Source organism: Pseudomonas sp. ERMR1:02 (assembly GCF_002277815.1).
GTDB lineage: Bacteria > Pseudomonadota > Gammaproteobacteria > Pseudomonadales > Pseudomonadaceae > Aquipseudomonas.
Map to the genome: position 1 here is coordinate 144,770 of NZ_NKJI01000008.1, position 16,187 is coordinate 160,956.

Below are 16,187 nucleotides of genomic sequence, written 5' to 3' on the forward strand. Positions count from 1 at the left end.
CCTCGCTCCTACAGGTTCAGCGCCCATCAGGGCGAGCCCACACCTAGAAGGTATAGGCCCGCCGCAGCTGTTTTTACAGCTCGACCACAACCGCCTGGGAAGAACGGGTGGCCTTGGCACGAGCGGCCTCGATCGACTCATCGCGGGCCAATGCAACACCCATCCGGCGCTGACCATTGACTTCAGGCTTGCCGAACAGGCGCAGCGCGGTATCGGGCTCGCTCAAGGCAGCGCCCAGATTGGCGAAAGCGGTCTGGGTCGACTGCCCTTCCACCAGAATCACCGCCGAAGCCGAAGGTCCGAACTGACGGACCAACGGGATCGGCAGGCCAAGAATCGCCCGTGCATGCAGGGCGAACTGCGACAGGTCCTGGGAAATCAGGGTCACCAGACCGGTGTCGTGCGGGCGCGGCGACACTTCACTGAACCACACCTGATCACCTTTGATGAACAGTTCGACGCCAAACAGGCCACGACCGCCCAAAGCTTCGGTGACGGCTTTGGCTACGCGCTCGGATTCGGCCAGGGCAATCGGGCTCATGGCTTGTGGCTGCCAGGATTCCTGGTAGTCGCCCTTCTCCTGACGATGCCCGACCGGCGCCAGGAATGTAGTGCCGCCGACGTGACGCACGGTCAGCAGAGTGATTTCGTAGTCGAAGTCAATGAAGCCCTCGATGATCACGCGACCTTTACCGGCGCGGCCGCCTTCTTGTGCGTAGTCCCAGGCCGTCTTCACGTCATCGACGCTGCGCAGCAGGCTCTGGCCTTTGCCCGAAGAACTCATGACCGGCTTGACCACGCATGGGAAACCAAGATCTTCGACTGCCTTGCTGTAATCCTCGAAGGTGTCGGCGAAGTGGTACGGCGAGGTCGGCAGGTCCAGCTCTTCGGCGGCCAGGCGTCGGATGCCTTCGCGGTTCATGGTCAGCTGCGCGGCGCGGGCAGTCGGGATCACGGTGAAGCCTTCGGCTTCCAGTTCCACCAGGGTCGCGGTGGCTATGGCTTCGATTTCCGGCACGATGAAGTGCGGCTTTTCGGCTTCGATCACCGCACGCAGGGCCGCGCCATCGAGCATGTTGATCACGTGGCTGCGGTGGGCAACCTGCATGGCCGGCGCGTTGGCGTAACGGTCCACGGCAATCACTTCAACGCCCAGGCGTTGCAGCTCGATCACCACTTCCTTGCCCAACTCGCCACAGCCACACATCAATACGCGGGTCGCGGTGGGCGACAATGGAGTTCCGATACGGGTCATCTGCAGGTCCTCAAGGAAGCGGATCATCGTGGGAAGCAGCGCCTTGCGCGCGCCCCATGGGAGAAAGCGCGGCATTGCGTTATCCATCCGGCTCCAGCGGGTGATTTCTTCCACCGTGCGCTGGCAACCGGTGCAGATGTCATCGTCGTCCAGCGCACAAATATTCACGCAAGGCGATAACACCGGGCGCTCAGGCGTCGTCATTCTTCCTGCTCGACCAGATCGCGGGCATAGCGCTGTGAGTTATGCACATAGTGCGCAGCGCTGGCTTCCAGCATCTTTTTCTGTGGTTCGGTCAGTTCGCGCACCACTTTGCCGGGCGACCCCATGACCAGCGAGCCGTCCGGAATCTCCTTGCCTTCGCCGATCAGCGAATTGGCGCCGATGATGCAATTCTTGCCGATTTTCGCGCCGTTGAGGATTACTGCGTTGATACCGATCAGGCTGTAGTCACCCACCGTGCAGCCATGCAGCATAGCGTTGTGGCCGATGGTCACGCCGGTGCCGATGGTCAACGGGTAGCCCATGTCGGTGTGCATTACGGTGCCGTCCTGGACGTTGCTGTTCTTGCCGATCAGGATCAACTCGTTGTCGCCGCGCAGCACGGCGTTGAACCAGACGTTGGCGCCCTCTTCCAGTTTGACCTTGCCCACCAGCACGGCATTGGGTGCGACCCAGCTCTGTGGGTGGGTCTCGACACGGGCGTCGCCCAAGCGGTATTTCATCCAGTTATCCTCAAGGCATCGCGTGTTCAGGCCATTCGAATGATGGCTTTAGATATTGATAAAGCTGTTTGGCGGTTCATGAAGGCTGATCTTCGCGTCATAGAGCAGGTTGATCAACTCCACGACCATAATCGCCGTCAGCCCCCAGATCTTGTATTCGCCATAGCGATAGCTCGGCACGTACCAACTGCGGCCCTGATAATCGATGCGGTGGGTGTGTTCGCGCGGATCCTTGCGGAAGAATTCCAAAGGGACGCTGAACACGGCGGCGATTTCGGCATCATTGGCCTGGTATTCGACGAAATCCGGAATCACCCCGACATAAGGCGTGACCTTGATGCCGTGCAGGGAGATCAGCGGGCTCAGCGGGCCGATCACTTCGACCAGTCCCGGCGGCAGGCCGATCTCTTCTTCGGCCTCGCGCAGGGCGGTAAAAATCAGGTCCGGATCTTCAGGGTCACGCCGCCCACCGGGGAAAGCGACTTCGCCGCCATGGGTCGAGAGCCCACTGGCACGCAGGGTCAGTACCAGTTCCGGCTCGTCACTGCGAGTTATGGGCACCAGAACGGCAGCCTCGGGGAAACGTCGGTCAGTCTCCAACGTGCGCGGTGTATGGTTACTTACCCGATGCAGTAGCTCGTCCAGCATGAGTGTTCTCGATCTGTGCCTTATCCCGCATCATGCACCAATCGCTTCGGTCGCCCAACCCCCGGACCGCGGCGTGTCGCGAAACGACAACTTGCCGACAGACACCGCCGCACGCCAAGATAGGCGCAGCATTCAGGAACCCAAGCATGAAATTTTGCAGTCAGTGCGGCAACCCCGTGACCCAACGCATCCCCGAAGGCGATTCGCGCCTGCGTTTTGTCTGCGACAGTTGTCAGGCAATTCATTACCAGAACCCCAATATCGTCGCCGGCTGTGTTGCGACCTGGGGCACCAAGGTCTTGCTGTGCCGCCGCGCCATCGAGCCACGCCTGGGCTACTGGACCCTGCCCGCCGGCTTCATGGAAAACGGCGAAACCATCGAGCAGGCCGCCATTCGCGAAACCGCCGAGGAAGCCTGCGCGCGGGTACGTAACCTGAGCATCTATACGCTGATCGATGTGCCGCACATCAGCCAGGTGCATGTGTTCTTTCGCGCCGATTTGGCGGACCTGAACTTTGCCGCCGGTCCCGAAAGCCTTGAAGTGCAATTATTCGACGAAGCGGACATCCCTTGGGACGAGCTGGCTTTCCGCACGGTGGGCCGTACCTTAGAATACTTCTTCGCTGACCGGCGGGCCGAGGTCTACCCCGTAAGGTCCGAATCGATCCCGCCGCTTGCTCAGCCTGCCAATTAAAAAACATCTATAAATATATATAGTCGCGACACCTCCTGGGGAATCGTTTCAATGCGCTGGTTGCTTGCCCTGTTCTGCTTGTCGTTCATTACGGTGTCCCAGGCTTCCGCCGTGGAAACGCTCGACGGCAAGGTCATCGAAAAAATCCTGGTTCTCAAGTCTGCCCACCAATTGCAACTGATCAACGACGGCAAGCCGCTCAAGACCTATCGCATTTCCCTGGGCAAACGCCCCAAAGGGCCGAAACTGATGGAGGGCGACAAACGCACGCCAGAAGGTTTCTATTGGATCGACTGGCGCAAGGTCAGTGACCGTTTCAACCTGGCGATGCACGTTTCCTACCCGAACATCAGCGACTCCGCCCGCGCCCGCCGCGAAGGCGTCGACCCGGGCGGCATGATCATGATCCATGGCACTCCGGATACCGAAGAGAACCCTGAGGACCTGTTCCATACCCTGGACTGGACCGACGGCTGCGTCGCCATGCGCAACATAGACATGCGCGAAGTCTGGAACCTGGTGCCGGACGGCACAATGATCGAAATCCGCCCGTAACCTCCCCCTTAGATGATCGTTCCCACTCTGCGTGGGAATGCCTCAACGGACGCTCTGCGTTCGGCTTTTGATCTGGGACGCGGAGCGTCCCGTGCTGCATTCCCACGCAGAGCGTGGGAACGATCAACGATCAATTACCTACCTTTGGTCGTTCCTGAAAAAATAAATTTAAAAGATCGCCGCCTTCGGCAGCTCCTACAGGGTGAATACCACTTCTCTCTGTAGGAGCTGCCGAAGGCGGCGATCTTTGCTTTTGAATCCCCCACCTCTAATACCACTTTAAACCAATGCCCTTCCTGACTCCCCAAAGATGCCGGTTTTACTGCGCATCAAGCCCGGCGAGCACGTTGACATGGTATTCAAGTGGTATTAGTTTTCACCCCACAACCGTGCGACAACAACCCCACATCCGCATCGGAACAAACCTACATGAATGACCTCCACGCCCTGCGCCCTGACGATACCCAGCCCACACCGTTGTACCTGCAACTGGCGCGCAACCTGGAAGCGGCGATCCATGCCGGCCAGTGGAAAGCCGAGCAGGCGATGCCATCGGAACGCAACCTCAGCGAAATGCTGGGCATCTCCCGTGTCACGGCACGCAAGGCGCTGGAAGTGCTGTTGGAACAAGGCCTGATCCGCCGAAATCAAGGTTCCGGCACGTTCATCACACCGCGCCTCGAACAACCGCTGTCGCGCCTGTCGGGCTTCAGCGAAATGTTGCGCCTCAAGGGTTTTGTTCCCGGCTCGCAATGGCTGGAGCGGGAAATCACCCTGCCGACCCACGAAGAACTGATCCGTCTCGGCCTGTCGCCCAACGACAGGGTGGCGCGCATGAAACGCCTGCGCAAAGCCGACGACACGGTGATGGCCATCGAGATGAGCACCCTGCCCGCCTCGATCATTCCCAAGCCTCAGGCAGTGGGCGATTCCCTTTACGAATACCTCGACGGCATTGGCAAACCTGTAGTCCGCGCCTTGCAGCACATTCAGGCAATCAACGCCTCGGACGAGTTCGCCGCGCTGGTCGGCATCGCCCCCGGCACCGCCATGTTGCTGATGACCCGGGTCGGCTACCTGGAAGACAACACGCCCATCGAAGTCACCGACACTTATTGCCGCAACGACTACTACGACTTTGTCGCAGAGCTTCGTAGATAAATAGCTTCGTAGATAAAGAGCCTCCTAAATAAAGAGCCTCGTCGCTAAAAACCGGGAACCCGAAATGTCCGAAGACAACATCCTCACTGCCCAAGGCTGGATTCGCGGCCGGCTGGTTCACGAACACGGCAAAGTCGTGTCGATTGAAGGCGCCCCCTGCAACCCGGCGGACAACGATCTGCCCTATCTGCTGCCGGGTTTCATCGACCTGCACGTTCACGGCGGCGGTGGCAAAGACATCATGGAAGGCGCGCCCGCCTTCGAAACCATCACCCGGACCCATGTGCGTTTCGGCACCACTTCGTTGCTGGCCACCACCATGACCGCCCCAAGCGAAGAGATTTCCCGGGTGCTCAAAGCCATCGGCGAGTTCTGCTCCGATCGGCCCAAGGGCAGCTCCCGGGTGCTCGGCGTGCACCTCGAAGGCCCATATATCAACCCCGGCAAACTCGGCGCACAACCGAATTTCGCCCACACCGCGATGATGGTCGAAGTCGAAGAGTATTTGGCCCTGGCACCGATTCGAGTGATCACCATTGCCCCGGAAATCGCTGGCCACCATGCGCTGATCCGCGCCCTGAGCGCCCGCGGCGTGCGGATGCAGATCGGCCATACCCTGGGCAGTTACGAAGAAGGCGTCGCCGCGCTGAACGCTGGTGCCACCAGCTTCACTCACCTCTACAACGCCATGAGCCCGCTGCATCACCGCGAACCGGGCATCGTCGGAGCAGCGCTGGCCCACGCCAAATACGCCGAACTGATCCCGGACTTGCTGCACGTGCATCCCGGCGCGATCCGCGTGGCCCTGCGCTCGATCCCGTGCCTGTATTGCGTGACCGACTCAACCGCCGCAGCGGGTATGCCCGACGGCGAATACAAGCTCGGCAGCCACACCGTAACCAAATGCCTGGGCGGTGTGCGCCTGCCCGACGGCACCCTGGCCGGCAGCACCCTGACCATGGATCAAGCCCTGCGCAACCTGGTGAAGATCGGTTTGCCAATCGCCGAAGCCTCGCAGCGCCTGTCGCAATTTCCCGCCGACTACCTCGGTATCACCGAACGCGGGCGCCTGCAACCGGGCGCCTGGGCCGACTGCGTGCGGCTCGATCGCTCACTGAAACTGACCGCCGTCATGGTCGAAGGAGAAGACATTGACTTCAAAAATGCTTGAAGAGGCACTGTCCTCGTTCGAGGCCGTGCACGCCCAACTGCAGCAGCTCGACCCGGCGATGATCGAGATCGCCGGACGCCTGCGCCGTCAGCCGCCGCAAGTGGTCATAACTGTGGCGCGCGGCAGCTCCGACCATGCCGCCAGTTACTTCGCCTACCTGACCATGCAACTGCTGGGCATCCCGGTGGCCTCGCTGCCAATGTCGGTGGTGACCATGCAACAGGCGCCATTGAAGGTCAGCGGTCAGGTGGCGTTTGCCTTTTCGCAGTCCGGACAGAGCCCGGACCTGGTTAACAGCCTGCGACTGTTGCGCAAACGTGGCGCCCTGAGCATCTCGATGGTCAACGCCACCGACTCACCGCTGGAAGCCGCCTGCGAATTCAGTCTGCCGCTGTTGGCCGGCACCGAAAGCAGCGTCGCCGCGACCAAGAGCTTTATCGCTACCCTCAGCGCCAGCGCCCGGCTGATCGGCCACTGGAAGGAAGACGCCGAACTGCTCGAAGCCGGCCGGGCCTTGCCCGAAGGCTTGCGCAATGCCGCCCGACAGGACTGGAGCCCGGCCATCGATGCCCTGCGCGATTGCCAGCGCTTGATGGTGATCGGCCGTGGTGCCGGTTTCGCCATCGCCCAGGAAGCAGCGCTCAAGTTTAAAGAGACCTCGGCGATTCAGGCCGAAGCCTTCAGCAGCGCTGAAGTCCGTCACGGCCCGATGGCCTTGATCGACGAAAATTACCCCTTGCTGATCTTCGCCCCGCGCGGCGCCGAACAGGCCGGCCTGTTGAGCCTGGCGGCGGACATGCGTCTACGCGGCGCCCGGGTATTGCTCGCGGCGCCGGATGACGTGACCGAACGCGACCTGACCCTGAGCCGTGCCGAACACCCCGCCCTCGACCCGATCCTGGCGATCCAGAGTTTCTACGTGATGGCTGCCGGATTGGCGGTTGCACGCGGCATGGACCCGGATCAGCCACGACACCTGAGCAAAGTGACGCGCACCCACTAACGACAAATCCCCTGTAGGAGCGAGCCTGCTCGCGATGGACGTTAACGATAACGCGGGCTTCCTGAATAAACGCGTTGTTTTCAAGTTCTTCGCGAGCAGGCTCGCTCCTACAGGGACCGAGCGAATTTCCGAACCGTCGATTTCCTGATGAGACCGAGCCATGCACAAAAACAATAAAGAGCTGACCCTCAGCGCCCCGCTCAGCGGCCCGGTGCTCACGCTCACCAAAGTCCCGGATGCGGTATTTGCCAGCGGCGCCATGGGCGACGGGATCGCCATCGACCCGCTGAACGACACTCTGCACGCGCCTTGCGCCGGCGTCGTGGTGCACGTCGCGCGCACGGGCCACGCCGTGACCCTGCGTGCCGATAACGGTGCCGAACTGCTGCTGCACCTGGGCCTGGACACGGTCGAACTGCAAGGCCAGGGCTTTTCGATGCTGGTTCAGGAAGGTGCACGGGTCGCCAACGGCCAGCCGCTGCTGCGTTACGATCAGGACAAGGTCGCGCAACAGTGCAAAAGCCTGGTCAGCCTGTTGATCCTCACCAATAGCCAGGACTTTCAGGCACGCCCCATCACACTCAAATCGGTGAAAGTCGGCGAGCCGTTGCTGCACATCATTCGCCGCCAAGGCACGGGTACGGCGTCGGATGTGGAGCTTGTCGGCGAAGAGATCGTCGGCCACATCCGCATCGCCCATCGTGGCGGTTTGCATGCACGGCCAGCAGCGCTGATTCGTCAGACCGCCCAGGGTTTCAAGAGCAAATCGCAGCTGCATTTCGCTGGCAAATCGGCGACCTGCGACAGCTTGATCGGACTGATGGGATTGGCCATCGGCGAACAGGAAGAAGTGCAGGTCAGCTGTCAGGGGCCCGACGCCGAAGCCGCGCTGCAAGCCCTGTTGATCGCGTTGTCCACGGCACTGGCCGAAGAACATCACGCCGCTGTGCCGACCCCGCTTATCCAGCGCAATCGAGTGGCTGAAGCGGGTGTGTTGCACGGCGTCTGCGCCGCTCCGGGGCTGGTCGGCGGGCCGTTGTTTCGCTTGAACGCAATCAGCCTGCCGGCAGATTCCGGGCACAATGACCCGGCACAACAACGGCAAGCCCTCGACACCGCGCTGACCCAGGTACGCAGCGAAATCGCCGGCACCCTGTCCCAAGCCAGAAAACACAAGAACACTGACGAAGAAGCCATCTTCGCCGCCCATCTCGCGTTGCTGGAAGATCCCGCACTGTTGGACGCGGCCCAACTGTCCATCGACCTCGGTACTGCTGCAACCCACGCCTGGAGCCAATCGATCGACGCGCAGTGCGAAGTGCTTCAGCAATTGGGCAGCACGCTGCTGGCCGAGCGCGCCAATGACTTGCGCGACCTCAAGCAACGGGTGCTGCGCGCCCTGCTCGGTGAAGCCTGGCATTACGATGTAGCACCCGGCGCCATCGTCGCCGCCCACGAATTGACCCCGTCCGACCTGCTGCAACTGAGCCAGCAAGGTGTCGCCGGGCTGTGCATGGCCGAAGGCGGCGCGACCTCGCACGTGGCGATCCTCGCGCGGGGCAAAGGCCTGCCGTGCCTGGTCGCACTGGGCTCGTCGCTGCTGGATCAGGAACAAGGCCAGGCGGTAGTGCTGGACGCCGATGGCGGTCGCCTCGAATTGATGCCGAGCACCGAACGCCTGGCTCAGGTGCATCAAGCGCAGCTTGATCATCAGCAACGTCGCGCCGAGCAACAGACCCAGGCGCATATCCCGGCGCAAACCCAGGATGGCCTGCGCATCGAAGTCGCGGCCAATGTCGCCTCCAGCGTCGAAGCCGCAGACGCCCTGGCCAACGGCGCAGACGGCGTCGGCCTGCTGCGTACCGAGTTCTTGTTCGTCGACCGCAATACCGCGCCGGATGAACAGGAGCAACACCGCGCCTATCAAGCGGTGCTTGATGCCATGGGCGACAAGTCGGTGATCATCCGCACCATCGACGTCGGCGGCGACAAGCAACTCGACTATCTGCCGCTACCCGCCGAAGCGAATCCGGTGCTTGGCCTGCGCGGCATTCGTCTGGCCCAGGCCCGCCCGGAACTGCTCGACCAGCAACTGCGCGCCCTGCTGCACGTCACACCATTGTCGCGTTGCCGAATCCTGCTGCCGATGGTCACTGAAGTCGATGAACTGCTACACATCCGCCAGCGCCTCGACGCCTTGTGCACCGAACTCGGTCTGACCGAACGCCCGGAGCTGGGGGTGATGATCGAAGTCCCGGCCGCCGCACTGCTGGCCGAGCAACTGGCGGAACACGCGGACTTCCTGTCTATCGGCACCAACGATTTGTCGCAATACACCCTGGCCATGGACCGTGACCACGCCGGCCTCGCCTCGCGGGTCGATGCCCTGCACCCGGCGCTGCTGCGATTGATCGCCCAGACGTGTGCCGGTGCTGCGCAGCACAAACGCTGGGTCGGAGTTTGCGGGGCGCTGGCCTCCGATCCACTGGCCACGCCGGTGCTGATCGGGCTAGGCGTAAGCGAACTGTCGGTGAGCCCGGTGCAGATCGGTGAAATCAAGGACCGCGTGCGCCACCTCGACGCCAGCGAATGCCGTCGCATCAGCCAGCAACTGCTCAAGCTGAGCAGCGCCAGCGCGGTGCGTCACGCCTGTCATCAGCATTGGCCTCTGAGCTAAAGAACAAAAAATCCAGGGAGAATCGCCATGTACCAATACTTCATTGAAGGCTTACAGCGCCTCGGCCGCGCGCTGATGTTGCCGATCGCCATCCTGCCGATTGCCGGCCTGCTGCTGCGCCTGGGCGACACGGATCTTTTGAACATCGCGATCATCCACGATGCCGGCCAGGTGATTTTCGCCAACCTGGCGATGATCTTCGCCATCGGCATCGCGGTCGGTTTCGCCAAGGACAACAACGGCACTGCCGGTTTGGCCGGAGCCATTGGTTATCTAGTGATGATCTCTACGCTCAAGGCGCTGGATTCGAGCATCAACATGGGCATGCTCGCCGGGATCATCAGCGGTTTGATGGCCGGGGCGCTGTACAACCGCTTCAAGGACATCAAGTTGCCGGAGTATCTGGCGTTCTTTGGTGGCCGGCGTTTCGTGCCAATTGCCACCGGTTTCAGCGCGGTTGGGCTGGGTGTGGTGTTCGGCCTGATCTGGCCGCCGGTCCAGCAAGGCATCAACAGCTTTGGCGCGTTGCTGCTGGAGAGCGGTAGCATAGGCGCATTCATTTTCGGCGTGCTCAACCGCCTGCTGATCGTCACCGGTCTGCACCACATCATCAACAACATGGCGTGGTTCGTGTTCGGCAACTTCACCGACCCGACCACAGGCGCACTGGTGACCGGCGACATAGCGCGTTACTTTGCGGGCGACCCCAAGGGCGGCCAATTCACCACCGGCATGTTCCCCGTGATGCTCTTCGGTCTGCCGGCCGCGTGCCTGGCGATGTACCGCAACGCCTTGCCGGAACGCCGCAAAGTCATGGGCGGAATTTTCCTGTCGATGGCCCTGACGTCATTCCTGACCGGCGTCACAGAACCCATCGAATTCGCCTTCATGTTCCTCGCGCCGCTGCTGTTCTTGCTGCATGCACTGCTGACCGGCCTGTCCATGGCGGTCACCAACCTGCTGAACATTCATCTGGGCTTTACCTTCTCCGGCGGCTTCATCGACATGATCCTCGGCTGGGGCAAATCCACCAATGGCTGGCTAGTGGTCCCGGTAGGTCTGGCCTATGCGGTGATCTACTACGGGGCCTTCGATTTCTGTATTCGCCGCTTCAATCTCAAGACGCCGGGACGGGAAGACATCGCCCCGACTGAAAAAACTGCGGTGGCGCAAAGCGACCGTGCCGGGGCCTACATCAAGGCGCTGGGAGGCGCGGAAAACCTGATCACCGTAGGCGCCTGTACCACCCGATTGCGGCTGGACATGGTCGATCGCAACAAGGCCTGCGATGCGGACTTGAAAGCGCTGGGAGCAATGGCCGTGGTGCGACCGGGCAAGGGCGGCAGTTTGCAGGTGGTGGTCGGGCCGATGGCAGACAGTATTGCCGATGAGATTCGCCTGGCGATGCCGGCATTGGGTCGTGCGTTGATCTCCACACCGGCTGTCACTGTCGACGCACCGCAATCTGTTTTTGTGGCGGCTCCTGAAGCACGGCAATGGTTGAACGCCCTCGGCGGTGGCGACAATGTGCTGCAACTGGACTGCGTGGCCATGACCCGCATCCGCTTGCAATTGGCCGATGGCAAGGCATTGTCGGAGTGCGATTTGAAGGCGCTGGGATGTCAGGGTGTGAGTCAGCTTGAGGGCGGGATCTGGCACTTGTTGGTTGGCGATAGAGCCGCGAGTTTGAATAGTGCGTTGGAGGGGTTGGTCAATCGTAGTGAGGTGAGTGCCAAGGTTTAGATTGTTGGTGTTCTACAGTCGATCGTTCCCACGCTCTGCGTGGGAATGCCTCAACGGACGCTCCGCGTTCGGCTCTGGATGGGACGCGGAGCGTCCCTGGCTGCATTCCCACGCAGAGCGTGGGAACGATCATCAAAAATCGAAGGCATTAAAAAACCCGCTGAAATCACTTCAGCGGGTTTTTCAATTCAGCGGTCAGGAAGATCAGAAATCCTCCAACCGCCACACCTCATAAGCCGGCGTCTCGTAGGGATGGCTCAGTTTCAGAGCCGCCACCACCGAGCGAATCAACTCATCAGCCACCACCAGCTCAACCTTCCATTCCTCAACCTGCTCGACCTGCCCCGCCTCGCCAATGAACGGCTGGCTGCCATCCAATGGACGAAACTGGCCTTGGCCCAACACCTGCCAGGCGCAATGATCGTAAGCGCCAATTCGACCGCCACCGGCGGCGAATATGGCAGTTTTGACCACTTCGACATGACTGTCGGGAACAAAAAAACTGAGCTTGTACACGACTGTTAGTTCACCCAGACGCGAGCATTACGGAACATACGCATCCAAGGTGCGTCTTCGTTCCAGTCTTCCGAACGCCATGAGTTCTGCACGGCACGGAACACACGTTCCGGGTGCGGCATCATGATGGTCACGCGACCGTCGCGGCTGGTCAAACCGGTGATCCCACGCGGCGAGCCGTTCGGGTTGGCCGGGTAGTTTTCGGTGACCTTGCCGTGGTTGTCGACGAAACGCATCGCCACGCAACCCGACAGATCGGCTTCCAGCAATGCTTCTTCGCTGGCGAACTCGGCATGGCCTTCACCGTGGGCGATGGCGATCGGCATACGCGAACCGGCCATGCCTTGCAGGAAGATCGAGTTCGATTCCTGGATCTGCACCATTGCCACACGGGCTTCGAACTGCTCGGAACGGTTACGCACGAAGTGCGGCCAGAACTCGCTGCCCGGGATCAGCTCGTGCAAGTTGGACATCATCTGGCAACCGTTGCACACGCCGAGGGTGAAGCTGTCGTTGCGTTCGAAGAAGCCCTGGAACGCATCGCGGGCACGGCTGTTGAACAGCGCCGACTTCGCCCAGCCTTCACCGGCACCCAGTACGTCGCCGTAGGAGAAACCGCCGCAAGCGACCAGACCCTTGAACTCGTTCAGGTCGACACGACCGGCCAGAATGTCGCTCATGTGCACGTCGATCGCGTTGAAACCGGCGCGGTCGAACGCAGCCGCCATTTCCACCTGACCGTTGACGCCCTGCTCACGCAGCACGGCAACCTGTGGGCGAATGCCTTTCTTGATGTAAGGCGCGGCGACGTCCTGGTTGACGTCGTAGCTGAGCTTGACGCTCAGGCCAGGGTTGTCCTCTTCCAGCAGCACGTCGAATTCCTGATCGGCGCAGTCGGCGTTATCACGCAGACGCTGGATCTGGTAGCTGGTTTCGGCCCACTGGCGTTGCAGCAGACGACGCTGGCCTTCGAACACGGTTTCGCCGTTGAAGGTGATGCTGATCTCGCCGTTGTTGATCGGCTGACCGATCACCGAAACACAGTCGCCCAGACCGGCAGCGCTGAATTGCGCGAGGATATCCGGAGTGGCGTCCTGGCGAACCTGGATCACGGCACCCAGCTCTTCGTTGAACAGGATCGCCGCGATGTCGGCCGAGGTTTCCGCCAGGCCGTCGAGGTTCAGGCTCAGACCGCAGTGACCGGCAAAGGCCATTTCCACGGCGCTGGTCAGCAGACCACCGTCGGAACGGTCGTGGTAAGCCAGCAGGTGACCGTCGGCATTCAGGCCCTGGATCACTGCGAAGAAGGCTTTCAGGTCTTCGGCGTCATCGACGTCCGGCGCTTGCGAGCCGAGCTTGCCGTGAACCTGCGCCAGGATCGAGGCGCCCATGCGGTTCTGGCCACGGCCCAGGTCGATCAGGATCAGGTCGGTGGTGCCCTTGTCCATGCGCAGTTGCGGGGTCAGGGTCTGACGGATGTCCGTCACTGGCGCGAAACCGGTCACGATCAGCGACATCGGCGAAGTCACGGACTTGTCCACGCCTTCGTCGTTCCAGCGGGTGGCCATGGACATCGAGTCCTTGCCCACCGGGATGGTGATGCCCAGTTCAGGGCACAGTTCCATGCCGACCGCTTTCACGGTGTCGTACAGACGTGCGTCTTCACCCGGGTGACCGGCAGCGGACATCCAGTTCGCCGACAGTTTAATGTCGGAGATCTTGCCGATGCGCGAAGCCGCGATGTTGGTCAGGGTTTCGCCGATGGCCATGCGGCCCGACGCCGGAGCGTCCAGCAGCGCCAGCGGAGTACGCTCGCCCATGGCCATGGCTTCACCGGTGTAGACGTCGAAGCTGGTGGCGGTGACGGCAACGTCGGCCACCGGAACCTGCCACGGGCCGACCATCTGGTCACGGGCCACAAGGCCGGTGATAGTGCGGTCGCCGATTGTGATCAGGAAGCTTTTGCTCGCCACGGCCGGGTGATGCAGAACGCGCTCGACGCAGTCGGCGATGTTCAGGGTCGACGGATCGAAATCGTCGCCCAGCTCGTTTTCACGAACCACCGAACGGTGCATGCGCGGGGCCTTGCCCAGCAGCACTTCGAGCGGCATGTCCACCGGGCTGTTGCCGAAGTGGCTATCGGTGACAGTAAGCTGCGGTTCGGCAGTGGCTTCACCGACCACGGCGAACGGGCAACGCTCACGTTCGCAGATCGCCTTGAAGCGCTCGAAGTCAGCCGGGCCGACCGCCAGAACGTAACGTTCCTGGGATTCGTTGCTCCAGATTTCGTGCGGGGCCATGCCCGGCTCGTCGTTTGGAATGTTGCGCAGTTCGAAACGGCCACCACGGTCGCCGTCGTTGACCAGTTCCGGGAAGGCGTTGGACAGACCGCCCGCACCCACGTCGTGGATGAAGCTGATCGGGTTCTTGTCACCCAGTTGCCAGCAACGGTCGATGACTTCCTGGCAGCGACGTTCCATTTCCGGGTTTTCGCGCTGTACCGAAGCGAAGTCCAGGTCCGCCGAGCTGGTGCCGGTGGCCATGGAAGAAGCCGCGCCGCCGCCCAGGCCGATCAACATCGCCGGGCCGCCCAGCACGATCAGCTTGGAGCCAACGACGATCTCGGCTTTCTGGACGTGTTCTTCACGGATGTTGCCCATGCCGCCGGCCAGCATGATCGGCTTGTGGTAACCGCGAACTTCATCGCCGTGAGGCGTGGTGATCGACTGTTCGAAGGTGCGGAAGTAACCGGTCAGCGCCGGACGCCCGAATTCGTTGTTGAACGCAGCGCCGCCCAGCGGGCCTTCGATCATGATGTCCAGCGCGGTGACGATGCGCTCGGGTTTGCCGTACGGCACTTCCCAAGGTTGCTCGAAACCAGGGATCTGCAGGTTGGACACGGTGAAACCTGTCAGGCCCGCTTTTGGCTTGGCGCCACGACCGGTCGCGCCTTCGTCGCGAATTTCGCCACCGGAACCTGTGGATGCGCCCGGGAACGGGGCAATCGCGGTCGGGTGGTTGTGGGTCTCGACTTTCATCAGGATGTGCACCGGCTCCTGCACCGCGCCGTACTGGCGGGTCTCAGGGTCCGGGAAGAAACGCCCGGCCACGGAACCGACGATCACCGAAGCGTTGTCCTTATAAGCCGACAGAACGCCTTCGCTGTGCATCTGGTAGGTGTTCTTGATCATGCCGAACAGGCTTTTTTCCTGGCTCTGGCCGTCGATATCCCAACTGGCGTTGAAGATCTTGTGACGACAGTGCTCGGAGTTCGCCTGGGCGAACATCATCAGTTCAATGTCATGTGGGTTGCGCTTCAAACCGACGAAGGCGTTGACCAGATAGTCGATCTCGTCTTCGGCCAGGGCCAGGCCCAGCTCGGTGTTGGCTTTTTCCAGCGCGGCGCGGCCGCCACCCAACACGTCGATCGCGGTCAGGGGCTTGGGTTCAGCGTGGCTGAACAGGCCGGCGGCCTGTTCAAGGTTGCCCAGGACGATCTGGGTCATGCGGTCGTGCAGTGCATCGGCAACAAGCTTCGCCTCAGCGTCGCTGAACTGGCCGGCAACATAGAAGGCAATGCCGCGTTCCAGGCGCTGGATCTTGGTCAGACCGCAATTGCGAGCGATATCGCTGGCCTTGCTCGACCATGGCGAGATGGTGCCGAAACGCGGCAGCACCAGGAACAGACGACCGGTCGGCTCCTGGACCGGAACGCTTGGACCGTACTTCAGAAGGCGCGCGAGCACCAGCTGTTCGTCGCCGGTCAGGACGCCGGTGACTTCGGCGAAGTGAGCGAATTCAGCATACAAGCCGCTGACAGCCGGGACCTTCTGGCTCAGTTGCTCAAGGAGTTTGCTGTGGCGAAAGGCAGAAAGGGCAGGAGCGCCGCGCAGGATCAACATCTTCGGGACAGCCTCGGGAAGGGGTGTGCTTTGAGGCCGTGCATTCTAGCCTAAACAGCCCGCGACATCACCCGAAACGCTACGCGCGGTTGCACCCAGGCGTCGGGCAGACTTTCGGGGCGGGCGCCACGGGATA

General features: G+C 61.5%; 12 protein-coding genes. 7 read left to right on the forward strand and 5 right to left on the reverse strand.

Translation table 11 applies throughout. From position 1 onward, the window contains the following. Positions 1-73: 73 nt before the first annotated feature. The 3 genes from purT to CES87_RS16635 are packed head-to-tail and all read right to left on the reverse strand — an operon-like array spanning position 74 to position 2,628. A complete protein-coding gene (gene purT, locus CES87_RS16625) occupies positions 74-1,459 on the reverse strand; it encodes a formate-dependent phosphoribosylglycinamide formyltransferase (RefSeq protein ID WP_128606983.1) in 1,386 nt (461 codons plus the stop codon). Then, complete coding sequence (locus CES87_RS16630; RefSeq protein ID WP_007954617.1) at positions 1,456-1,980, reverse strand: gamma carbonic anhydrase family protein; 525 nt, start codon at positions 1,978-1,980, stop codon at positions 1,456-1,458. Before CES87_RS16630 ends, purT begins: the two co-directional genes overlap by 4 nt. A 48-nt stretch (positions 1,981-2,028) precedes the next feature. Next, on the reverse strand, positions 2,029-2,628 hold the full coding sequence (locus CES87_RS16635; protein ID WP_128606984.1) for a CoA pyrophosphatase: 600 nt from the start codon (positions 2,626-2,628) through the stop codon (positions 2,029-2,031). A 146-nt stretch (positions 2,629-2,774) separates the two neighbouring features. Between CES87_RS16635 and CES87_RS16640 the strand changes: the two genes are divergently transcribed. The 7 genes from CES87_RS16640 (at position 2,775) to nagE (ending at position 11,633) form a co-directional block, all read left to right on the forward strand. Continuing rightward, positions 2,775-3,323 (forward strand): NUDIX hydrolase, encoded by a 549-nt coding sequence (locus CES87_RS16640; protein ID WP_128606985.1) that lies wholly within the window; start codon positions 2,775-2,777, stop codon positions 3,321-3,323. A gap of 51 nt (positions 3,324-3,374) precedes the next feature. Next, positions 3,375-3,878, forward strand: a complete 504-nt coding sequence (locus CES87_RS16645) for a murein L,D-transpeptidase family protein (protein ID WP_128606986.1) — start codon at positions 3,375-3,377, stop codon at positions 3,876-3,878. Positions 3,879-4,307: 429 nt separating this feature from the next. Then, positions 4,308-5,039, forward strand: coding sequence for a GntR family transcriptional regulator (locus CES87_RS16655; RefSeq protein WP_128606987.1), 732 nt, complete (start codon positions 4,308-4,310; stop codon positions 5,037-5,039). A gap of 64 nt (positions 5,040-5,103) precedes the next feature. Beyond that, on the forward strand, positions 5,104-6,210 hold the full coding sequence (gene nagA / locus CES87_RS16660; protein ID WP_128606988.1) for an N-acetylglucosamine-6-phosphate deacetylase: 1,107 nt from the start codon (positions 5,104-5,106) through the stop codon (positions 6,208-6,210). Further along, positions 6,191-7,213, forward strand: coding sequence for an SIS domain-containing protein (locus CES87_RS16665; RefSeq protein WP_128606989.1), 1,023 nt, complete (start codon positions 6,191-6,193; stop codon positions 7,211-7,213). The genes nagA and CES87_RS16665 overlap by 20 nt, the downstream gene beginning before the upstream one ends. A gap of 160 nt (positions 7,214-7,373) precedes the next feature. Beyond that, positions 7,374-9,890: a phosphoenolpyruvate--protein phosphotransferase gene (gene ptsP, locus CES87_RS16670; protein ID WP_128606990.1), complete on the forward strand. Its 2,517-nt coding sequence runs from the start codon at positions 7,374-7,376 to the stop codon at positions 9,888-9,890. 27 nt (positions 9,891-9,917) lie between these two features. Next, positions 9,918-11,633 carry an N-acetylglucosamine-specific PTS transporter subunit IIBC gene (gene nagE, locus CES87_RS16675; protein ID WP_128606991.1) on the forward strand — a complete coding sequence of 572 codons (1,716 nt, stop codon included), beginning with the start codon at positions 9,918-9,920 and terminating at the stop codon, positions 11,631-11,633. A gap of 204 nt (positions 11,634-11,837) precedes the next feature. Here nagE and CES87_RS16680 read toward each other — a convergent pair whose 3' ends face one another. Together CES87_RS16680 and purL are read right to left on the reverse strand one after the other, a co-directional pair. Next, entirely contained in the window at positions 11,838-12,149 is a 312-nt protein-coding gene (locus CES87_RS16680; RefSeq protein ID WP_128606992.1) for a YqfO family protein, read from the reverse strand. 5 nt (positions 12,150-12,154) lie between these two features. Beyond that, on the reverse strand, positions 12,155-16,051 hold the full coding sequence (purL, locus tag CES87_RS16685; protein WP_128606993.1) for a phosphoribosylformylglycinamidine synthase: 3,897 nt from the start codon (positions 16,049-16,051) through the stop codon (positions 12,155-12,157). Positions 16,052-16,187: the final 136 nt, after the last annotated feature.